Annotated in this window: 19 protein-coding genes and 2 pseudogenes; 14 read left to right on the forward strand and 7 right to left on the reverse strand. The window is 45.4% G+C overall.

Annotated features, from left to right (window positions below; genetic code table 11):
• The first annotated feature begins 135 nt into the window (after positions 1–135).
• The 9 genes from R7F07_RS04810 (at position 136) to R7F07_RS04850 (ending at position 10,877) form a co-directional block, all read left to right on the forward strand.
• Complete coding sequence (locus tag R7F07_RS04810; RefSeq protein WP_054702323.1) at positions 136–1,773, forward strand: electron transfer flavoprotein-ubiquinone oxidoreductase; 1,638 nt, start codon at positions 136–138, stop codon at positions 1,771–1,773.
• Positions 1,774–2,015: 242 nt separating this feature from the next.
• Entirely contained in the window at positions 2,016–2,816 is an 801-nt protein-coding gene (locus R7F07_RS04815; protein WP_005373297.1) for an ABC transporter ATP-binding protein, read from the forward strand.
• The gene (locus R7F07_RS04820) at positions 2,816–4,768 is read left to right on the forward strand and encodes a long-chain fatty acid--CoA ligase (protein WP_171343153.1); all 1,953 of its coding nucleotides are present in this window, start codon (positions 2,816–2,818) and stop codon (positions 4,766–4,768) included. Before R7F07_RS04815 ends, R7F07_RS04820 begins: the two co-directional genes overlap by 1 nt.
• Positions 4,768–5,661: a branched-chain amino acid ABC transporter permease gene (locus R7F07_RS04825; protein ID WP_005373295.1), complete on the forward strand. Its 894-nt coding sequence runs from the start codon at positions 4,768–4,770 to the stop codon at positions 5,659–5,661. The genes R7F07_RS04820 and R7F07_RS04825 overlap by 1 nt, the downstream gene beginning before the upstream one ends.
• An 11-nt stretch (positions 5,662–5,672) precedes the next feature.
• Positions 5,673–6,740, forward strand: coding sequence for a branched-chain amino acid ABC transporter permease (locus R7F07_RS04830; protein WP_005382737.1), 1,068 nt, complete (start codon positions 5,673–5,675; stop codon positions 6,738–6,740).
• Positions 6,741–6,785: 45 nt separating this feature from the next.
• Positions 6,786–8,030 carry an ABC transporter substrate-binding protein gene (locus tag R7F07_RS04835; RefSeq protein WP_005373285.1) on the forward strand — a complete coding sequence of 415 codons (1,245 nt, stop codon included), beginning with the start codon at positions 6,786–6,788 and terminating at the stop codon, positions 8,028–8,030.
• A gap of 80 nt (positions 8,031–8,110) precedes the next feature.
• Complete coding sequence (locus tag R7F07_RS04840) at positions 8,111–8,932, forward strand: ABC transporter ATP-binding protein (protein WP_005373283.1); 822 nt, start codon at positions 8,111–8,113, stop codon at positions 8,930–8,932.
• Between the two features lie 9 nt (positions 8,933–8,941).
• Positions 8,942–10,144 carry a phenylacetate--CoA ligase family protein gene (locus tag R7F07_RS04845; RefSeq protein WP_171343154.1) on the forward strand — a complete coding sequence of 401 codons (1,203 nt, stop codon included), beginning with the start codon at positions 8,942–8,944 and terminating at the stop codon, positions 10,142–10,144.
• 136 nt (positions 10,145–10,280) lie between these two features.
• Positions 10,281–10,877, forward strand: coding sequence for a methyltransferase domain-containing protein (locus R7F07_RS04850; protein ID WP_171343155.1), 597 nt, complete (start codon positions 10,281–10,283; stop codon positions 10,875–10,877).
• Positions 10,878–10,880: 3 nt separating this feature from the next.
• On the opposite strand, the gene R7F07_RS04855 is transcribed toward R7F07_RS04850, so the two are convergent.
• The 3 genes and pseudogenes from R7F07_RS04855 to R7F07_RS04865 form a co-directional block, all read right to left on the reverse strand.
• Positions 10,881–11,357 (reverse strand): hypothetical protein, encoded by a 477-nt coding sequence (locus R7F07_RS04855; protein ID WP_171343156.1) that lies wholly within the window; start codon positions 11,355–11,357, stop codon positions 10,881–10,883.
• A gap of 175 nt (positions 11,358–11,532) precedes the next feature.
• Positions 11,533–12,006 (reverse strand): annotated as a pseudogene (locus tag R7F07_RS04860) (c-type cytochrome); the annotation flags it as partial.
• 76 nt (positions 12,007–12,082) lie between these two features.
• Positions 12,083–12,307: pseudogene (locus R7F07_RS04865) on the reverse strand (molybdopterin containing oxidoreductase); the annotation flags it as partial.
• Here R7F07_RS04865 and R7F07_RS04870 point away from each other — a divergent pair.
• Positions 12,292–12,582, forward strand: coding sequence for a hypothetical protein (locus R7F07_RS04870; protein ID WP_017633689.1), 291 nt, complete (start codon positions 12,292–12,294; stop codon positions 12,580–12,582). The pseudogene R7F07_RS04865 and the gene R7F07_RS04870 overlap by 16 nt on opposite strands.
• 150 nt (positions 12,583–12,732) lie before the next feature.
• On the forward strand, positions 12,733–14,646 hold the full coding sequence (locus tag R7F07_RS04875; RefSeq protein ID WP_318110450.1) for a BCCT family transporter: 1,914 nt from the start codon (positions 12,733–12,735) through the stop codon (positions 14,644–14,646).
• 91 nt (positions 14,647–14,737) lie between these two features.
• Here R7F07_RS04875 and R7F07_RS04880 read toward each other — a convergent pair whose 3' ends face one another.
• From R7F07_RS04880 to budA, 3 genes are read right to left on the reverse strand one after another with little or no spacing between them, the layout of a single operon-like run.
• Positions 14,738–15,496 (reverse strand): SDR family NAD(P)-dependent oxidoreductase, encoded by a 759-nt coding sequence (locus R7F07_RS04880; RefSeq protein ID WP_005373277.1) that lies wholly within the window; start codon positions 15,494–15,496, stop codon positions 14,738–14,740.
• Positions 15,493–17,196 (reverse strand): acetolactate synthase AlsS, encoded by a 1,704-nt coding sequence (alsS, locus tag R7F07_RS04885; RefSeq protein WP_171343158.1) that lies wholly within the window; start codon positions 17,194–17,196, stop codon positions 15,493–15,495. The genes R7F07_RS04880 and alsS overlap by 4 nt, the downstream gene beginning before the upstream one ends.
• Before the next feature lie 29 nt (positions 17,197–17,225).
• On the reverse strand, positions 17,226–18,011 hold the full coding sequence (budA, locus tag R7F07_RS04890; RefSeq protein ID WP_017633685.1) for an acetolactate decarboxylase: 786 nt from the start codon (positions 18,009–18,011) through the stop codon (positions 17,226–17,228).
• Positions 18,012–18,108: 97 nt separating this feature from the next.
• Here budA and R7F07_RS04895 point away from each other — a divergent pair, with 97 nt between their 5' ends.
• The 3 genes from R7F07_RS04895 to R7F07_RS04905 all read left to right on the forward strand — a co-directional run bounded on the left by R7F07_RS04895 (position 18,109) and on the right by R7F07_RS04905 (position 20,344).
• On the forward strand, positions 18,109–18,990 hold the full coding sequence (locus R7F07_RS04895) for a LysR family transcriptional regulator (RefSeq protein ID WP_171343159.1): 882 nt from the start codon (positions 18,109–18,111) through the stop codon (positions 18,988–18,990).
• Between the two features lie 129 nt (positions 18,991–19,119).
• Complete coding sequence (hxpB, locus tag R7F07_RS04900; RefSeq protein ID WP_053349210.1) at positions 19,120–19,845, forward strand: hexitol phosphatase HxpB; 726 nt, start codon at positions 19,120–19,122, stop codon at positions 19,843–19,845.
• Positions 19,838–20,344: a hypothetical protein gene (locus R7F07_RS04905; RefSeq protein ID WP_020480907.1), complete on the forward strand. Its 507-nt coding sequence runs from the start codon at positions 19,838–19,840 to the stop codon at positions 20,342–20,344. Before hxpB ends, R7F07_RS04905 begins: the two co-directional genes overlap by 8 nt.
• Before the next feature lie 133 nt (positions 20,345–20,477).
• On the opposite strand, the gene R7F07_RS04910 is transcribed toward R7F07_RS04905, so the two are convergent.
• Complete coding sequence (locus R7F07_RS04910; protein ID WP_074190543.1) at positions 20,478–20,606, reverse strand: DUF2474 domain-containing protein; 129 nt, start codon at positions 20,604–20,606, stop codon at positions 20,478–20,480.
• Positions 20,607–20,611 lie beyond the last annotated feature (5 nt).

Consider the following 20,611-nt stretch of genomic DNA (forward strand, 5'->3'; position numbering starts at 1 on the left):
AAGACTATGTGTTTACAGTGAAGACGATGTGATGACGTCTTTAAAATGATGTTAATTTACCTTTACGTTTGCGTCAACTTTAAATATATTGTTGATTAACAAGTTGGCAACATGCAAAGAAAAAGGAATGCAATCATGGAAAGAGACTGCATGGAATTTGATGTTCTGATTGTAGGCGCTGGTCCCGCAGGTTTGTCTGCGGCATGCCGAATCAAACAATTAGCAGCAGAAAAAAAACAAGACCTCTCTGTTTGCGTGGTAGAAAAAGGTTCTGAAGTTGGAGCGCATATTTTATCGGGTGCGGTGTTTGAAACGCGGAGTTTGGATGAGCTTTTTCCCGACTGGGAAGAGAAAGGCGCTCCGCTCAATACCAAAGTAAACCAAGATAAAACCTACTATCTAGGCAATGACATCAATGGTCATGAACTGCCTTCTTGGGCGGTGCCTAATACGTTACATAACAAAGGTAATTACATCATAAGTTTGGGCAGTCTATGCCGATGGATGGCGTTGCAGGCTGAGAACTTGGGGGTGGAGGTCTACCCAGGTTTTACCGCCAGTCAAGCGATCATCGATGAAGATAGTCGTGTTTGTGGCGTGATCACGGGCGATATGGGATTAGATAAAAATGGTGAACAAAAAGGAAATTTCGAACCTGGTATTGAACTGCGAGCGAAGTTTACTTTATTTGCTGAAGGCGCACGGGGGCATATTGGTAAGCAGTTGATTAACCGATTTAATCTTGCTGAAGAGAAAACGCCTCAACACTACGCTATCGGTTTTAAAGAGCTGTGGGAAATCCCATCAGAGCAGCATCAGCAAGGTTTAGTAGTGCACGGATTAGGTTGGCCGTTATCAAATGAAGCTACAGGTGGCAGTTATCTCTACCATTTAGAGGGAAACCAAGTTGCCGTCGGGTTGATTGTTGACTTGAATTATAAGAATCCGCACTTGAGTCCATTTGATGAGTTTCAACGTTTTAAACACCACCCGTTGATTGAGCAATACCTCAAAAATGGGAAGCGTATTAGCTATGGCGCGAGAGCGATTACCAAGGGCGGCTTTCATTCGCTTCCCACGCAGCAGTTTGCTGGTGGTTTATTAATTGGATGCGATGCTGGAACACTTAACGGCTCTAAAATCAAAGGCATACACACCGCAATGAAATCTGGAATGCTTGCCGCTGAAGCAGTATGTGAAGCCCTTGAGAGTCAGTCAGTTACTGCTGATTATCAAAAGCATTTCAAACAGTCTTGGCTGTATGAAGAGCTTTATCAAGCACGTAACTTCTCAAGTGGTATTCACCGCTTTGGATCGTGGCTGGGCGGTGGTTTAGCGCTGCTGGAACATAACGTATTAAAAGGCAAAGCTAAGTGGCATATCCGCTGTGATAAGCCTGATCATCAGTCTCTGTTATTGGCGGAAAACAGCAATGAAATTGTCTATCCGAAGCCTGATGGCGTGTTAAGTTTCGATCGCCTCTCTTCTGTTTATCTATCCAATATCTTCCATGAGGAAGATCAACCATGCCACTTACGACTGGAGAACCAGCGGATCCCTATTGAGCAGAACCTTGAATTATATGCAGAGCCAGCACAGCGCTATTGTCCGGCTGGCGTGTATGAAATCGTACAGGGGGAGCAGCAGCCAGAGCTGCAAATAAATGCGGCCAACTGTATCCACTGTAAGACCTGCGACATCAAAGATCCAAGTCAAAATATTACCTGGACTCCGCCAGAAGGTGGTGGTGGTCCGAACTATCCAAATATGTAAGCGTTTGAGAATAATTTTTATTAACAATTTATTTACTTAAAGTTTGCGTTAGTTCAAATCTTTCTCGATGAACTCGATTGCAACTTAATCTTTCAGGCACTATTCTGATTTTAAATTGACGTTTACGTAAACTGAATACAAAGTTGATGCATAGGTGTAAAAGCGGTTACCAGTATCAAAGTTAGGTTTGATCAAATAGTGCTCAATGGAACGCACTTAAAATAACGAAAGGGAGATCAACTATGGTATCGGAATCGCCTCTGTTGCAGGTAAACGATATTTCATTGGCTTTTGGTGGGGTGAAAGCTTTAACTGACGTGAGCTTCCATGTGAATGAAAAGGAAATTTTTTCAATCATTGGTCCAAACGGTGCAGGTAAAACCTCAATGCTCAATTGCATCTCTGGTCGATACACACCAAACAAAGGCTCTGTAATCTTCGCTGGAGATGACGTAACTAAACGTACACCAAGCCAACGAGCTGAGTTAGGGCTGGGAAGAACCTTCCAAAACTTAGCGCTCTTTTCTCATATGTCGGTACTGGACAACATCATGGTTGGCCGACACCACCTACTGAAAAATAACTTCGTCACGGGGCCACTCTATTGGTTCTCCAATGCGCAGAAAGAAGAGATGGCGCACCGCAAATATGTGGAAGACGTGATCGATTTTCTAGAAATCCAGCACATCCGAAAAGCGACTGCAGGCACGCTATCTTACGGCTTACGTAAGCGTGTAGAGCTTGCTCGTGCCATTGCCTTAAAACCTAAGTTACTGCTGCTTGATGAACCAATGGCAGGTATGAACTTGGAAGAAAAGGAAGACATGGCACGTTACATCATGGATCTGAATGAAGAATTAGATATCACGATCATCATGATTGAGCACGACATGGGCGTGGTCATGGACATCTCTAATCGCGTTTTGGTTTTGGATTTCGGTAAACACATTGCTACGGGTGAGCCTGAAGAAGTGATGGCCAACCCACATGTGAAACAAGCGTACTTAGGCGAAGAGTTACCGACATTAGAGGAGAGTGCATAATGGCACAGCAACATAATGATTGGGCAGATATAACCCGCTTAGATACCTTTCCAAAAGTGTTGCAACACAATGCCAAGAACTGGCCCGAACAAGTCGCAATGCGTGAAAAGGAGTTTGGTATATGGCGAGAGTTCACTTGGAAGGATTATGAAAACCGCGTCAAGTGGATGGCACTGGCACTACGAGATTTGGGTATTGGTGAGCAAGATGTCGTTGGTTTGCTAGGTGATAACCGCCCTGAATGGGTATGGGGCGAGTTAGCGGCACATGCGATCAAAGGTTTCTCGCTGGGCATCTATCAAGATTCTATGCACGAAGAGGTGGCGTACCTTATCAACTATGCAAAAGCAAAAGTCGTGATTGCCGAAGATGAAGAGCAATGCGACAAGCTGCTTGAGCTTGGTGATGAAATTCCTAGCGTTGAATACATTATTTACTGCGATCCTCGTGGAATGCGTAAATACGATGATCCAAGATTAATTGATGTTGAACAGGTCTACAAAAAAGGTCAGCTGATTGATAAAGCGGACCCAGACAAATATCTCAATATGGTTGTTGAAACCAAAGGCAGCGATCTTTCAATTCTTTGTACTACGTCGGGTACGACTTCTAAACCAAAATTGGCTCAGCTACACAGTGGCACGTTCTTGGATCACTGTGCGGCTTACTTGCGTGCAGACCCTCGTTCCCCAGGCGACAACTACGTTTCTGTTCTGCCTTTGCCTTGGATTATGGAGCAGGTTTACGTGGTTGGTCAGGCGTTGATTTCTCGTCAAATCGTTAACTTTGTGGAAGAACAAGAAACCATGATGTCCGACTTGCGTGAAATCGGTCCAAACTTTGTGCTGTTAGCGCCACGTGTGTGGGAAAACATTGTGGCAGACGTGTCTGCACGAATGATGGATTCGACACCGTTTAAGCAAAAGATGTACAAACTGGGCATGAGCTTAGCCAACAAAGCGCTGGAGCAGGGTAAACGCTCTAAGTTGGCTGAATGGATTCTTCTGCGTGCTCTGCGTGACCGTTTAGGGTTTTCGAACCTGACATCTGCGGCAACCGGCGGTGCGGCGATGGGACCGGATACTTTCCGTTACCTACAAGCTATTGGTGTGCCACTTAAGCAGCTTTATGGTCAGACCGAAATGTGTGGCGCATACACCGTGCACCAAGCGGATGATGTGGATTACGATTCCGTTGGTGTTGCGTTTGATAATGCAGAAGTGAAAGTCATCAACCCGGACAGCAATGGCGTTGGTGAAATCATCGCGAAAAGTACAGGCATGTTTACTGGCTACTTAAACAACCAAGCAGCATATGATGAAGATGTTCAAGATGGTTGGATGCACACAGGCGATGCGGGCTATTTTAAAGATTCCGGTCACTTGGTGGTGATTGATCGTCTGAAAGATATGTCGGAAACCAGCCATGGCGACCGTTATTCGCCACAGTTTATCGAAAACAAACTCAAGTTCTCGCCGTTTATTGCAGAAGCCGTGGTGGTAGGTAAAGGTCGACCTTGGCTGTCTGCCATCATCTGTATTCGCTATGCGATCGTCGCGAAGTGGGCAGAGCAACGCGGCTTGGCATTTACCAACTACACCAACTTATCTGCTCAACCAGAAGTGTACCAAGCGATTCGTGAAGAAGTTCAAAAAGTGAACGAATCCCTACCGGATGCACAGAAGATCAGCAAATTCATTCTACTTTACAAAGAGCTGGATGCCGACGATGGAGAGCTAACTCGCACACGTAAAGTACGCCGTGGTGTGGTTGCAGAGAAATACGGAGACATCATCGAAACCATCTACAGCGACGAGCCAAAAGTCGATGTCGATACAGTGATCACTTATCAAGATGGCACCAAAACACGCATTCAAACGTCGCTAGTTATTGAAACGCTTATTGAGCATGAGCCAACACTAGTGGATAGCGAACAACGGAGGATCGCATAGTGAATACGGATTTATTACTGCAACTCGTCATTAATGGCGTGATCGTTGGCATGTTGTATGGCGTTGTCGCCATGTGCTTTGTATTGATTTACAAATCGACCCAGGTGGTCAACTTTGCTCAGGGTGAGTTCCTGTTGATTGGCGCATGGGTATGTTGGGCGGCATTGGTACACCTACAGTTACCGTTTTTTATAGGCTTTTTACTCACGCTCGCGTTCATGATGATTTTTGGTATCGCCGTGCAAACCATTGTGCTCAGACCGTTGATTGGTGAACCGATTATCTCTGTGATCATGGTGACCATTGGTCTATCGATGTTTTTCCAAGCGCTGATGAAGTGGATATTCGGTGTCTCGGCTGTGTCGTACCCGCAAGTGTTCGAAACCAACGTGGTGAATATCGGAGGTTTGAATGTTGAGTTTGCTTACATTCTGAGCTTGATCTTCTCAATGCTCATCATGGGCGCGTTCTACTGGTTCTTCAAATTCAGCAAAATGGGTCTGGCAATGCGCGCAACGGCATTCAACCAGCAAGTAGCCCAGAGTCTTGGCATTTCCATCAAGAAAGTGTTCGCCATCAGTTGGGCCATTTCGGCAATGGTATCTGCAACAGCAGGGATTGTTATCGGTATCGTTAACGGCGTATCTGACGCGCTATCCATTATTGGTATCAAAGTTTTCCCAGCCGTTATTTTAGGTGGCTTAGATTCGGTGGTCGGCGCAATTGTCGGTGGTATTACCATCGGGGTGCTAGAAAACTTGGCTGAGTTTTTTGATAGCCAATACCTGCAAGTGGGTAACCTGTACAACATCGCACCATTCTATGTGCTGTTAATCATTCTTGCCTTCAAGCCATATGGCCTGTTTGGTACCAAAGATATTGAGCGTATTTAAGGAGAAATAACATGGCTCAACTTAGCATGCGCCCATGTGGGGATTTTCGAACCACATACAAAAGCGATACGCCAATTTTTGAAACCAAAACCATCAGAAGCCTTGCGATTGCAGGTGTCATCGCCATGCTGGCAGCACCGCTGGTCTTGGATATTTACTTCCTAAACCTGTTTATTCAGATTGCATACCTCGGTATCGCGGCATTGGGCTTAAACATTCTGGTTGGTTTTACCGGACAAATTTCGCTAGGTCACGGTGCGTTCTTTGGCTTTGGCGCCTTTGCATCGGCTTGGCTAAATAACCAGTTTAACATTCCAGTCGTGTTTGCGATTCCGCTCGCGGGTTACTTAACCATGATTGTGGGGATGCTGTTTGGTCTGCCAGCGGCTCGAATTAAAGGTTTATACCTAGCTATCGCAACGTTGGCGGCGCAGTTTATTCTAGAGGACTTCTTTGCTCGCGCAGATTGGTTCAGTGGCGGCTCATACGGTGCAAGCGCGAACCCAATTAATTTGTTTGGCTTTGAGTTTACGACTGACGAAAGCTTCTTCTACATCGCTCTGTTTGCGCTGATCTTCATGTATATGTGGGCATCAAACTTAATCCGTTCTCGTGACGGTCGCGCGTTTGTCTCAGTACGAGATCACTATCTGTCAGCAGAGATCATGGGCATCAACCTAACCAAGTATCGTCTGCTCTCATTTGGAGTGTGTGCATTCTATGCGGGCATCGGGGGTGCACTCTACGGACATTATCTAGGGTTTGTATCAGCAGAAGGTTTCACCATCATGATGTCTATCCAGTTCTTGGCAATGATCATCATTGGTGGCTTAGGCTCAGTCAAAGGCACATTGATGGGGACGATATTTATCGTACTTCTGCCTGAAGTTTTAGAGTTTGGTGTAACGGGGCTTTCAGCGTTTGGTGATACCACCGCTTTCACTGATGGTCTGGCTTACTTCAAAGAGATGGCGATTGGTTTAGTCATCATGCTGTTCCTCATTTTCGAACCTCAAGGATTATCGCATCGCTGGCAACAGATTCGAGCATATTGGAAACACTATCCGTTCTCATATTAACGTGGAATTAAGTGGAATATACCTCAATAACAAGGACAACGAGTTATGAACAAAGGACATTTAGCGACAACGTTGGTGCTGTCATCTGCACTGTTTACTACCGCAACTTGGGCAAAAGATTCTGTGTTTGTCGGGCAATTAGTCGACTTTTCTGGACCAACTGCCTATGTAAGCAAGCCTTATGGTTCTGGCGTGCGAGACGCATTGCGTTGGATTAACCAAAACGGTGGCATTAACGGTACCGAGCTCGAATTTGAAACAGTAGACATGGCGTACAAAGTACCAGTGGCGATTTCCAACTATAAACGTTGGGTGGCGCGTAAAGACATGGTTGCGCTGCAAGGTTGGGGTACGGCGGATACCGAAGCACTTATTTCGTTTGTTACCAAAGACAAAGTGCCGGTGTTCTCTGCTTCTTACTCTGGTCACTTAACTGACCCAACTGGCAAAAACCCAAAAACCGCGAAACCAGCGCCTTATAATTTCTTTTATGGTGCGTCGTACTCAGATGCGTGCCGTGCGCTAGTTAAGTGGGCGAAAGAAGATTGGGAATCTAAGGGCAATCAAGGTGCGCCGAAATTTACGCACATTGGCGATAACCATCCATTCCCGAATGCGCCAAAAGAAGCGTGTGCAGAGTACGCCAAAGAGCTTGGTTTTGATGTGCAAAACCCAGTCGTTGTGTCACTAAAACCAGGGGACTTCAAAGCGCAATGTTTGTCGCTGAAAGAGTCAGGCACCAACTACGGTTACATTGCTAATATCGGTAGCTCGGTTATCTCACTAGTGAAGTCTTGTAACACGGTTGGGACAGAGTTCCAGTACATGGCAAACATTTGGGGCGGCGATAAGCCAGTGCTTGAAGCAGCAGGCGATGGCCTTAAAGATTACGTTTTCCCAGGTATGACAGCGTTTTGGGGAGATGATAATGAAGGCATGAAACTGGTCCGTGAGATTTCTAAGCAGTCTGAATCAGAGCCGGGCGAATTCAGAACTCACCATTACATTCGCGGTATTTGTTCTGCGTTCTATATGAAAGAAGCAATGGAGTGGGCGAAAGACAACGGTGGCATCACAGGTGAAAACATCAAGAAGGGCATGTATGTCCATGACAACTGGGTACCACAAGGGTTAGAAGGTGTTTGTGTCCCTGCGAACTGGAAACCGGAAGATCACCGAGGCACAACAACCGTGAACGTCTTTATGGGCAACAACGATGGCGGCGCAGTTGATATCAAGAAAGTATCACAGGTGACATTGTCACGTCGTGACGATTGGCTAGGTTACTAATCTACGACTTATTAATAACAAAGCTTACTGAAAATAAGGATGGGTGAGAGAACACTCTCACCCTAGCAAGGAGTAGCTTGATGGCTGAATTAGCAACGAATATCGAACCGGCAGAAATACTGCTTTCAGTGAACAACATTGAAGTCGTCTACGACGAAGTAATACTAGTACTTCGCGGTGTGAGTTTAGAAGTTCCAAAAGGGCAGATTGTGACCTTACTGGGGGCCAACGGTGCGGGTAAATCCACAACGTTGAAAGCCATTTCTGGTTTATTGAAAACCGAAGATGGTGAAGTGACGCGCGGCGAAATCAACTTCATGGGCGAGCGTATAGACAACAAAAGCCCGGAAGAGATCGTCCGTTCGGGCATCTTCCAAGTTATGGAAGGGCGCCGAATTGTTGAAGATATGACGGTAATAGAAAATCTTCGCTTAGGCGCTTATACACGCACTGACAACGAAGTTGAACAAGACATCGAAATGGTGTTTGACTATTTCCCGCGACTCAAAGAGCGCACTGGCCTGGCGGGCTATTTGTCTGGCGGTGAGCAACAAATGTTAGCGATTGGCCGAGCGTTAATGGCTCGACCGAAGATGATTTTGTTGGACGAACCGTCTATGGGGCTTTCTCCACTGCTAGTTAAAGAGGTATTCAGCATTATTAACAAGATCAACAAAGAGCAAGGTATTACCATGCTTTTGGTTGAACAGAATGCCAACTTCGCTCTTCAAGCGGCCGATTACGGTTACATCATGGAATCAGGCAAAATCGTACTAGATGGCAGCAAGCACGAATTGCTAAACAATGAAGACGTAAAAGAATTCTACCTTGGCGGCGGCGATGAAGATCGCAAGAGCTTTAAGAATCTGAAATCTTACAAACGTCGTAAGCGTTGGTTGTAAGGAGCAAGGATGAACGAACTATTTGATGCGAAAGAATCGTTGTCTCTACAGGCGCGAGAAGAGTCGTTGTTTCAACGTCTGCCAACGTTGATTGAAAATTCGAAAGTCAATAGCGAACATTACGCGGCGCATTTTTCTGGGTTAGAGCCTACATTGGCAAACAATCGTGAAGGGCTTGCTCAGTTCCCGATTACACGTAAGTTCAATGTACCTAATCAGCAGCAACTTAAACCGCCGTTTGGTGGCTTAAATAGCGTTGCCATTGGTCAAATGGCGCGTGTTTTTCAGTCTCCTGGGCCTTTATATGAGGCTCAAACGGATGAGGCCGATTTCTGGCGTATGGGGCGCGCGTTTCACGCTGCTGGGTTCTGTGCGGGTGATTTAGTGCATAACACGCTCTCTTACCATTTCTCTCCTGGCGGATTTATTATGGATGGTGGCGCAAGGGCTTGTGGCTGTGCGGTATTTCCGGCTGGAGTAGGCAATACCGAAGCGCAAATAGAGGCAATTAAACAGCTTCAACCTAATGGTTACACTGGCACACCTTCTTATTTGCTGACGTTGCTACAAAAGTACCAAGAGAAATACAATGAGCTGCCTAGCTTTGAGAAAGCTCTGGTCTCTGGTGAAGCGGTTACAGCAGACATGCAACAGATGTTTGAGGAAAAAGGCATTGCAGTCTTTCAAGCCTACGCAAGTGCAGAGCTTGGTTTGATTGCTTATCAAGTGTCTGGTGAACAAGGATTAGTGATTGCCGAAGATATTATTGTTGAAATCGTTGATCCTGATGGTGTTCCTGTACAACCGGGAGAAGTCGGTGAAGTCGTTGTAACGTCGTTCGATGAGAAGTTCCCGCTGATTCGCTACGCAACGGGAGATTTATCGGCATATCTAGAGACAAGTTCTGATTCTTCACGCACGAATGCACGAATTAAGGGCTGGATGGGACGAGCAGACTCCGCGGTGAAAGTAAAAGGGCTGTTTGTTTATCCGCATCAAATCCAAGAAGTCTGTCGTCGCCACGATATTAAAGGCTCCTTGAAAATTGAGCGCGATGGCTTCAACGATGCCATTACTTTTTGTTGTCATGATGTGCATGTATCAGCAGAGGACATTCAAGCAACACTACAGTCAGTCACTAAACTGAAAGGCAATGTCCAGTTTGTACCGAACCAAGTGGAGCAGCCGTTAATCAATGATCTTCGCAGTTAACTCATTGGTGGCATAAGTGCAGTAGAAAGTGGTTGTCATAAAAAACTAACAACGTCAGACAAAAGGCTAGAAAAGGGATACCACATTGCGCTGCGTATCCCTTTATTTTTTACTACCGCAATCAGGGAGCGGGTAAATGAAACAGGCACCAATGATTAACACACAATTCTGGGATGATTTGTTTATCCGAGGCACTATGCCTTGGGATGCCCAATCGACACCTCAAGAACTCAAGGACTATCTCGACAATTCACTTCATGTAGGCCAGTCAGTGTTTATTCCTGGGTGTGGTGCCGCTTATGAACTGAGCACTTTTATTCAATATGGGCATGACGTGATCGCGATGGATTACAGCCAAGAAGCGGTAAAAATGGCGCAATCAGCGTTAGGTAACTACAAAGATAAAGTCGTATTGGGTGATGTATTTAATGCCGATTTTTCTCACTCGTTTGATGTCATTTACGAGCGGGCCTTTCTCGCAGCACTACCGAGAGACATGTGGTCAGAATACTTTGCTATGGTGGATAAATTGCTGCCAAGAGACGGTTTGTTAATTGGTTATTTCGTTATAGATGATGATTACCACTCTCGCTTCCCTCCATTTTGTTTGCGAAGTGGGGAGTTGGCAGCTTTTCTAGAGCCCACGTTTGAACTTGTGAAGTCCTCAGTGGTGGCAAACAGTGTTGAGGTTTTTAAAGGCAGAGAGCAATGGATGGTGTGGCAGAAGTGTTAGTCGTCACTGAGACTTCTTTAGAAAGTATTCGCGGAAACTGTCTGGTTCTTTTTTAATCGCTGAAAAGTAAGTCACAAATGTATGATATTTGGTCGATGCCATGAGCCAGAGAGCGATAATAGGAAAAAGTACAAAACTAACAAAAAAAAGTTTATGTTCATCTTCAAGAAGGAATAGGCCAAGAGCGTAAACAAGGAACTGAAAGTAAATATTGATTAAGTTGATTTCTGCCGCTTTAGGTTTGCCTCTAACAATCATCATGTTTGGGATAACAAGCAGTAGAGTCATGACCCCAGCAAAAGAAAAGTTTAGAGCCAAGAAAGTATCAGTAGTTAAGTGCTCAGACGACTGGTCAATCAATATTGCCAGCAACGTTACTGCCATGCCGCCTCCCATCATAATCAAGGTAATGACTGCCACGCCAACAAGAAAAGCCCAAATAGAAAGGTAATGGTTGTCAAAAAACTCTTCTGCCTTCAATCTTTTAAACCTCATCGATACATACTGTGAAATAACAGAGGTTACTTCACTCTATTCCTGTTGAGGGGATACTCACACAGAAAGAATACGTATGTAAAATATCAATAAGCGTTAGTTTTAAAGGCGGGAGTTACCCCCATAATAGGTCGAAAGGTATTTCAGAATGGCTTAGTCATTGTTGTGTGGCCATGTGTAACGAATGACAGGCTGAGCAGACTGCCGCGACGAGTTCCATATTCTCTCCTGGCGCTAATACCCCATCACCAGCTGATTTGACCTCCACTTCAGATGAAACAGTATTCCAATCTGGTGGCGTAGGGTTTTGGGTTGCTAGCCATGCAATGATTGCGGCTCGCGCACCCGGGTCTTTTACGCCGGGAAAGACCATGTTTGTGCCCGGAGCAAACTCCGGTGGTGACGCCAAAAAAAGCATCCAGTTTTTCTGCGTCCCATTGACCTTGATGCTGTTTGATGGCTTCGCTGTAATTGAAGCCGGCAATATCACGCTCTGCTAAGCCCCAAAGAGGCGGCGGCCCCACAAACACTTCCTCCATTTTTCAAACTGGTGACAAGCTTTACACACCATCGCTTGCTGTTCGCCTGCGGCTATCAACTCGTCAGTGTTTGCTAAGGCTGAGTAACTTAACAGCGCGAGAAAAGTAAACGAGAGCGGGAAAACCCGCTTATTTAAGAATGTTGCTTTCACTGTTATTCCCCCTTCATGTTTAACCCTTAACAATCAGCGCGATTCGGTGGAAGGTGTTGTTGAGGTAACCTTTCGGGTTCCATGCGATAGCAAAAGGTTGGCCCACCTCTTGGTCATCAGTCGCTTTTGCCCAAACTTCGTAGTAGCCCGCTTTGGGGAATGTCACTTTGGCGTTGAACGTCTGCCAAGCGCTGTCATTGGCTGGGGCTGCGAGTTCTGCATCCATCCATGTTGCGCCAAAATCAATCCTTTCTCGCTGAACTACCGAGAGACCAGTGGCCAGATTACTTTGCTATGGTGGATAAGTTGCTGCCAAGAGACGGTTTGTTAATTGGTTATTTCGTTATAGATGATAAGTACCACTCTCGCTTCCCTCCATTTTGTTTGCGAAGTGGGGAGTTGGAGGGTTATCTAGAACCGACGTTTAAGCTTGTGGAAGCCTCAGTGGTGGCAAACAGTGTTGAGGTTTTTAAAGGTAGAGAGCGCTGGATGGTGTGGCAGAAAAGTTGCCGTATTTAAACGCTATGGCATCAAATAATGAATACAAAATCAGCGTCACATAATGCATCTTTTAAAGACAATTATTCTTGTGGTAACGATAAGTGTTGTGAATTGGCGAAGTTGTGAGAAGTGTAGATCATGTCCTTTGAAAACATAAGGATATATAATATGGACAAATCATTTTCTCTCATCGATAAGCCTACCTTCTTAGGCTCACTCTTTCTTTTACTCAGCGTCGTTATACCCTTAATTTTATTTCCCACACAAGGTGCGGATTGGATAGCTTCGGCCAAATTTTTCATGACCGATAAGCTTGGTGTGTTATACCTCGCACTGGGTATCGCAGCAATGTGTTTTATGATTTACACCGTGTTCAGCGATCTTGGCCAAATCAAACTTGGTGAAGCCGACGAGCAACCAGAATTTGGTAACGCCTCATGGGCTGCAATGCTATTTTGTGGAGGTATTGGCGCAAGTATTCTGTATTGGGGGTGTATCGAGTGGGCATACTACTATCAATCACCACCATTTCAGTTGGAAGCAGGCAGTGAAGAAGCCATTCGCTGGGCCGCGACTTATGGTCTGTTTCACTGGGGACCGATCGCTTGGTCAATTTACCTTATTCCTGCTCTGCCTATCGCTTACTTCTTTTATGTACGCAAACAACCTGTTTTGAAAATCTCTAGTGCGTTAATGCCTGTATTAGGAGAAAAGCGCGCAAACGGTGGTATTGGCAAGTTTATTGATGTGCTGTTTATTTTTGGTATGTTGGGTGGCGCGGCGACTACGCTTGGCTTAGCAGCGCCTCTTATCAACGGTGGTCTACATCATATCTTCGGTCTTCCAAACAATACCTTCAGCCAAGTGGCTGTATTACTTCTCTGTACTGCGATTTTTGGTTACTCCGCGTATGCAGGGCTTGAGAAGGGGAGCAAATTCCTTAGTAACATTAACTTCTGGGGGGCGATGGGCTTGTTACTCTTTGTACTTGCCGTTGGGCCAACCGTGTTCATGTTAGAAACGGGCTTAGATTCTATTGGTCGTATGTTGTCAAACTTCTTTGTTATGGCTACCTGGGCGGAGCCGTTTGGTGGTTATGGTGAGTTTACAGATACACACTTCCCGCAAGACTGGACTATTTTCTACTGGGCATGGTGGTTGGTCTTTGCTCCTTGTATGGGATTGTTTGTTGCGCGTATCTCGCGTGGAAGAACGATCAAACAGATGGTCGTAGGTTCTATATTTTACGGTTCTTTAGGTTGTTTCTTATTCTTCATTGTTTTAGGTAACTATGGTTTATCGTTGCAATTGACGGGTGAGCTTGATGTCATCGCAATCCTCAACGAATCAGGCGCACCAGCGGCTATTTTTGCAATGTTAGACACATTACCGTTAGGGCCAATCGTTATTGGTGTTTTTACACTATTGTGTATCATTTTTACGGCGACTTCGTTTGACTCTATCTCGTACATTCTTGCGTCTGTGGTTCAAAATGATGTGACGGAAGAACCGATGCGCTGGAACCGTTTGTTCTGGGCGTTTACTTTGTCTTTTCTGCCAACCGTCCTAATGTTCATGGGAGGTTTATCGACATTACAAACCGCTGCGATCGTGGGAGGTTTACCATTGCTAGTTATCTCGGTGATGTTGATGGTGTCCTTTGTTCGCGCGGCGAGCCTAGATATTAAACATCAAGCAGAATACGAAGAGCCAACCATTAACATTGAAGAACTGCCGGAAATTGACCCTTGGTCAACAGAGGGAATGGCCTTGGCGAAATTTGAGCGCTTTAAAGACTTAGCTCAACAGGCGGCTGAAGAAGAGCGCGAAGCAATGGCGGCCCTGATGAGCATGCGTAAGAGAATTCGCGCATTTGCCTTAGAACACAGCTGTGAATCTGGGTTTTCGGACCATCATTTACCAGAAGATATGCAAACAGAGCTACAGCAACTAACCGAAGCGCTTGAGTTGGCTCAACAGAAGAAACAAGAACTGTCTGAGCAAGCCCAAGAATCTCGAATGGAATTTAATCATGTGTTATTAGGCGGCGCGTCGGCAGGTTTAGCAACGTCGCAGGCTTAAGAATAGACACACAAGAGCCGAGTACAAACTCGGCTCTTTTTTTTGCGTGGATACCTTACAGTTAAAAATTCTGCTCAGTCAGTGTTACTGCTTATACTATTTTAGGTTGACCATCTGATGCGGTGGCGCCGCCGTCTACAGGTAGGTTTACGCCATTAATGAAAGATGCGTCATCACTTGCCAAGAAAGTCACGACAGACGCAATTTCTTCAGGTTCGGCTGCTCGGCCAAGCGCAATGCGCTCATTGAATTTATCGCGGATGTCCTGCGGCCAGCCGTTTGTCATGTTGGTTTTTACTAAACTTGGGCATACGGCGTTAATTCTTACCCCATCCGCACCATGGTCCAATGCCATCGCTCGGGTAAGGTTCACCACTGCACCTTTACTCGCGCAATAGAATGCGGCACCCCAGTCACCACCCAAACCGGAAACGGACGCGGTATTTACCATACAACCTTTCGTTTTTAAGAGTTCAGGCAAAGCAAACTTCGCGCAATAAACAACACCATCAATGTTTACACCTGAGATCTTCTTCCAGTCTTCCACACTACCTTCAATCACGGAACCAGGGACATGTACGCCAGCATTGTTTACTAAAATATCCAGTTTACCGAAACGGGTAACAACATCAGAAATCAGTGCTGCGACTTTGTCTGGATCAGAAACATCAATGGAATGTGCCGACACACGCTGTTTATCAAAGCCCTCAACGGCGTTTGCCAACTGCTCTTCATTCCAATCGGCAAGAGCGACGTTTGCGCCTTCTTCATACAAACGTTTTGCGATGGCCAAACCAATGCCATTGGCAGAGCCAGTCACGAGTGCGACTTTATTTTTTAATCCTCTCATGCGATTTCTCCTTCGAAACTTACAAAAACGGGATCTTGATTTTTCTCTGTGCGCGGCAACATCAGTTTGTCGTTGTCGCTGTAATCTACGGGGATAGCCACCACTGCTGGTCCTTCAACATCCATGGCTTTATTCAATGTCGGTAGTAATTCGTGTTGACTAGTCACTGCGAAGCCTTTCGCGCCAAATGATTCGGCGTAGACCTTGAAATCAATTGGTCCAAATTTCACACCAGAGCAGCGCTGATATTTGTTGACCTCTTGCATTTCTACCATGTTGTAGGCGTTATCAACCCACACAATATGGACGATATTGCAGTTCAGTCTAACCGCGGTTTCTAACTCCATGCTCGATTGCATAAAACCGCCGTCTCCTGATATCGATACCACTTTGCTACCAGGTTTTAGTAGGCTGGCACCAATGGCCCATGGGAGTGCAACGCCCATTGTTTGTTGGCCGTTAGACACCAGCATTTGGCGAGCTCGAAAACAGCTCAAGTAACGAGCGATCCAGATGTGGAAGCTCCCCATATCAAGGCATAGCGTGGTATCCGGTGTGATGATAGATTGCATAGCTTTTATTAGCGCCAGTGGATGAAATCCTTGCTTGTTATAGACATTGGGATAGGTTTTGATCACTTGCCGTTGCAGTGCTACCTCTTCCAGTACTGAAAGTGCCGTTGGGGAAAGGCGAGCATATTCAGAGATATAGCTGCCCATCTTGTCTAATGACTGCGCAATGTTTCCGACGATTTCAACACAAGGCAGATAATTAAGTTGGTATTCTGCTGGTTCAATATCGAGGTGAATCACTGGGTTGCGGTGGCTGTTCCAAAGCTCAGGGTCATACTCTATTGGGCTAAAGCCGATGGTGAGAATTAAATCGGCGTCCCGCAGTAAAACATCGCCAGGTTGGTTATTAAACAAACCGACACGCCCAGCAAAGTGATGATAGTAATTGATGTCTACCGTGCCGGCGGCCTGGTAAGTGCCGACAACGGGTAGCTGCGTATTTTGAAGAAACCGAGCGATAGCAGCAGCGTTTTGACTGCGGCTCGCGTGAAGGCCAAGTAAAACCACACAGCGCTTTGCTTTACTGATTCGACTGACCGCTTCTTCGATTGCTGCGATGTCTGCGCAACCAGGCTGTGTGTAAGGCGAGGGGACAATAATGTCCGTTTGGGTTTGCTCGGATAAAACATCTTGGGGGAGACTCAAAAAGCAAGCCCCAGGACGACCTGACTCTGCGATACGAAATGCGTTCGCCATGATCTCGCTTGCGGCGTCCACATGCTGCACTTCAGCACTGAACTTAGTTATAGAGCGAAAAATACTGACGGTATCCATGCTCTGGTGTGTTTGTTTTTGTTGGTCAGTTCGTTTCACCGCACCACCGATAGCAATCAGCGGATCGCCTTCGGAGTTTGCTGTTGCAACCCCCGTAACTAGATTTCCACAGCCAGGGCCTGACGTAACCATTGTGACGCCTGCTTTGCCGGTTAGTCTTCCCATAACGCCCGCCATAAATGCGCCGTTAGCCTCGTGGCGTACCGGAATCATTTGGATGTTAGTGTCTTCAATCGCATCGAACAGTCGATCGATTTTTGCACCGGGAATACCGAAAATGTACTTAATGCCGAGAGACTCTAGCTGTTGAGCGATCAACTGAGCTCCATTTTTATTTGAAGGTTTGGATTGCATTTGTTGTCCTTATTATTTGCCTGACTTTGTTACTTTTCCGCCTTTTCTATGGCGGTATTTATATCTTCCGGAGCCAAATTGGCGTTGAGGAAGTCTGTCGATACTGGGGTATCAATCACTAGCCGCGAGACTTTGCCAATCTGGAGGAACCCTGACGAAATGCTGTAATCCTGAATATGACCACCTCCTTGGCGGTCATCGGTAATAAAGTGTTCGTGATAGCCGGGCACATTGATGCCAGTCGTATATTTAGGACTGCGAAAGCCGGCGACCACGCCTTGCTTATGCGTGAAGCGGAACGTTGGTTGTTCTTTGACCACTTCAAGCATTGGCCGATAAGGGCGTGTTTGTTTAGGTACGGTGCGAGTACGAACTGAATCGAAAACGCCATCAATGCGCACTGCGCAAAATAGGTTATCGCTTGGAACCATCTCGTCTATGATGCTATGGACTTCATGACGTGACATGCGCGATGTCAGTGGCAGCTCGATATCAGGCTTAAAAAAAGTCATGACAGCAAAGGGCGTTTTTTGCGCCAGGTCTGCCGGGTTTGCGGAGCCATCCGACTTGAGTTGAAAAACTTCCTTATCAAACGCAATCAACTCACCATCCAATTCATTGAACGTACCTAAACCAAAATCCCCATGTTTCAGCAGTTCTTCTATGGTTGTTGAGCCTTCGTAAACACCAGCGATCAAAGCACTCATTAACGAAGTCTGATAAATCTCACCATCTCCGGTAACGTGATGGTATTCAGAAAATTCTTTCGCTACTTCAAGCGAACAAGCACATAGAGGGTTATAAAATCCACGCATGAGTAAGACCAGTTATGCAATGAAGAGTATATTTAGATTGACTTCTACACGGTGCTAAATCCAATATAAAAAAGATTTATTTTGATATGGAAAATATATGGAATTTCGCTACCTGAAGTATTTTGTCGCGGTCGCCGAGACTCGTCACTTTACCCGAGCAGCTGAACAGTTAGGGATTGCGCAACCTCCTTTGAGTCAACAAATCAAAAAGCTAGAGCACGAGCTTGGCGTGGACTTATTTAAGCGCTTGTCTAGAGGAGTAGAACTGACCCATGCAGGGCAAGTCTTTTATACGGATGCGGTAAATATTCTTGCTGATGTGGAACGCGCTAAAGCAAAAGCCCGACAGATTGCCCGTGGTGAAAATACGCAGGTTAAAATTGGGTTCGCGACGTCAACATCAACCTGCATTAAGGTATTGGAGAGGATTGGGCGTATTCAAGAGAATGGGGTTCATTTACAGACGGCGGAACTATCAATGCCAGAGCTTGCCACTCAGTTAAAAAGCAAACAACTTGATCTCGCAATCATGCGGCTACCCTGTTACGCCAGTGAGCCTTTTGAGCACAAGGTGTTGTTTAACGACCCGTTTGTCGCGGTGATTCCGGCGGGGCACGAGCTGGCAAAATATCCCTGTATCCAGATGAAACAGTTGAGAGGCCATAAAATTTTACTGTTTCCACGAGAGACGGGCCCCGCATTGTTTGATGGCATGAGCACACTTTTTGCCGACGCAGGAGTAAGGCTCGAACCACAGTTCGCAGCACCGCAACTTCGTACGACGATTGCCATGGCGCAGGCCGGGTTAGGTATCGCTCTCGTACCGCGCTCACTGGCTGAACATCTCGATGATTCCGCGACAGTCGCCGAGATTGAGGATATCCCTCTCACTAGTCATGTTGTTGTTGCTTGGGAGGCATCTAATCTCAATAAACAAGCGCTAAAAGTAGCCATGCATATCGGTCATGTTGAGGCTTAAAGATGAGTCATCGAACTGGCTCTGATAGCCACAGGCAAATGTGATACTCTCACTCGTTATATGCAAAGCTATGCTTTGGTTGAATAGACAAATCTTACTCAACGAATAGAACTTACTGAGGATGTACCAATGATATACGCTGCGGTCTTTGATATGGACGGGTTGCTGATTGATTCAGAACCTTTGTGGAAGGAAGCGGAAAAGCAGGTGTTTTCATCAGTTGGTGTCCAAGTGACCGAAGTGCTGTCAAAGCAGACTGCAACTATGACGACAGGTGAAGTAACAAGGTTTTGGTATGAACGTAATCCTTGGCAAGAAAAGAGCCTAGAGGAAGTAGAGAATGCTGTTGTGGATAAAGTGGAGGCATTAATAATTGAAAAAGGATGCGAATTAGAGGGTGTTACAGAAACACTCAAATTGCTTAAGGAAAAAGGGTTTAAGATAGGGTTGTCTACTAATTCACCTTATCAACTCATTCCCATCATTTTGAACAAACTCGGTATTGCCAGTTACTTTGACGCGATATCATCGTCAGACGATGTAGAGCAGGGTAAGCCAGAGCCAGATGTCTACCTTTTAACAATCAATAAACTAGGTGTAGATTCAAGTAACTGTATTGCCTTTGAAGACTCTTATTCGGGTATGCTTGCGGCAACACGAGCAAACATAAAAACAGTCGTGATACCTCAACCTGATAAGTTCTACCAAGAGTTTAATGAAGCCAGTCTAAAGCTGCAAAAGCTATCAGAGTTTAATGAAAGCCATTTGGCGAGTTTAATGGACTTGAATTTGAAAGAAACAATTGCACCAACACCGCATGAAAGTTTTTTAGAAGAAGGACTTGATTGTGAATAGTCGGTCGCTGAAAAAATACCTACTGCCAATGTTCTTATTGGTTTTACCTATAGAATCATTCGCAAAAGATACGACTATGTTGGACGAGCTCAATAATCGATTTGTTACATTTGAAAGGCGATTTGATGATTGTATCAACTCTGCTTCTCAAAATGATATGAGTGAAAACATTGTCGGTCAGATTCAAGCGCTTAATATTGATTTTGAAATTTCGGTTGGCTATTTATACAAACAATCACTTTATTTATGCTCTGATGATGAATTCAGTGATTTAGCAAGAATTATCATGATAATTGAAACCTCCGATAATGATGGATTGCAATTATCAAAGGCAAAAGCTAGTCAAATTAGAAAGCTACTTTTTAGCAAAGTGGATTTACGTTTAGAGTCGAAGTTTCAAAGTTTACCGCAAGATAAAAAGGAAGCATTACTGAGCATTGCGAAAAAGCTTGAACCTTTTGATCTCGTAAGCATGCATGAACGACTTCAGGCAATGTAGACTTATGAAAGAGTGTTTTGAGTAGATTCTTAACGCTTAGCTTTTTCATTAAGATTGAGTATTAGGTTCAACGCCTCTAGCTCTTACACAAGATCTAGAGGCATCCATTTTTTATTGACTTAAAAGTGCCGAGCTAAGATTTTAACCCTGCAGCGGTCATCATGACGCGAAATAACATAGACACTAACCCTAATGCAGCGACGCTAACGACCCATATTCCAATCATCCAAGCCCATTGGCGGCACCAATTTTTGATTTTCATACTCA

The organism is Vibrio sp. YT-16 (genome assembly GCF_033337405.1).
Classification (GTDB): Bacteria; Pseudomonadota; Gammaproteobacteria; order Enterobacterales; family Vibrionaceae; genus Vibrio; species Vibrio alginolyticus.

What these genes read in the sequence shown, in the direction of transcription:
- R7F07_RS04845 (WP_171343154.1), top strand. Translation starts at nt 8,942, where the DNA reads ATGAACGAACTATTTGATGCGAAAGAATCGTTGTCTCTACAGGCGCGA.
- hxpB (WP_053349210.1), top strand. Translation starts at nt 19,120, where the DNA reads ATGATATACGCTGCGGTCTTTGATATGGACGGGTTGCTGATTGATTCA.
- R7F07_RS04895 (WP_171343159.1), top strand. Translation starts at nt 18,109, where the DNA reads ATGGAATTTCGCTACCTGAAGTATTTTGTCGCGGTCGCCGAGACTCGT.
- R7F07_RS04820 (WP_171343153.1), top strand. Translation starts at nt 2,816, where the DNA reads ATGGCACAGCAACATAATGATTGGGCAGATATAACCCGCTTAGATACC.
- R7F07_RS04870 (WP_017633689.1), top strand. Translation starts at nt 12,292, where the DNA reads ATGTTGCGCCAAAATCAATCCTTTCTCGCTGAACTACCGAGAGACCAG.
- R7F07_RS04850 (WP_171343155.1), top strand. Translation starts at nt 10,281, where the DNA reads ATGAAACAGGCACCAATGATTAACACACAATTCTGGGATGATTTGTTT.
- R7F07_RS04875 (WP_318110450.1), top strand. Translation starts at nt 12,733, where the DNA reads ATGGACAAATCATTTTCTCTCATCGATAAGCCTACCTTCTTAGGCTCA.
- R7F07_RS04840 (WP_005373283.1), top strand. Translation starts at nt 8,111, where the DNA reads ATGGCTGAATTAGCAACGAATATCGAACCGGCAGAAATACTGCTTTCA.
- alsS (WP_171343158.1), bottom strand. Translation starts at nt 17,196, where the DNA reads ATGCAATCCAAACCTTCAAATAAAAATGGAGCTCAGTTGATCGCTCAA.
- R7F07_RS04880 (WP_005373277.1), bottom strand. Translation starts at nt 15,496, where the DNA reads ATGAGAGGATTAAAAAATAAAGTCGCACTCGTGACTGGCTCTGCCAAT.
- budA (WP_017633685.1), bottom strand. Translation starts at nt 18,011, where the DNA reads ATGCGTGGATTTTATAACCCTCTATGTGCTTGTTCGCTTGAAGTAGCG.
- R7F07_RS04815 (WP_005373297.1), top strand. Translation starts at nt 2,016, where the DNA reads ATGGTATCGGAATCGCCTCTGTTGCAGGTAAACGATATTTCATTGGCT.
- R7F07_RS04835 (WP_005373285.1), top strand. Translation starts at nt 6,786, where the DNA reads ATGAACAAAGGACATTTAGCGACAACGTTGGTGCTGTCATCTGCACTG.
- R7F07_RS04910 (WP_074190543.1), bottom strand. Translation starts at nt 20,606, where the DNA reads ATGAAAATCAAAAATTGGTGCCGCCAATGGGCTTGGATGATTGGAATA.
- R7F07_RS04830 (WP_005382737.1), top strand. Translation starts at nt 5,673, where the DNA reads ATGGCTCAACTTAGCATGCGCCCATGTGGGGATTTTCGAACCACATAC.
- R7F07_RS04810 (WP_054702323.1), top strand. Translation starts at nt 136, where the DNA reads ATGGAAAGAGACTGCATGGAATTTGATGTTCTGATTGTAGGCGCTGGT.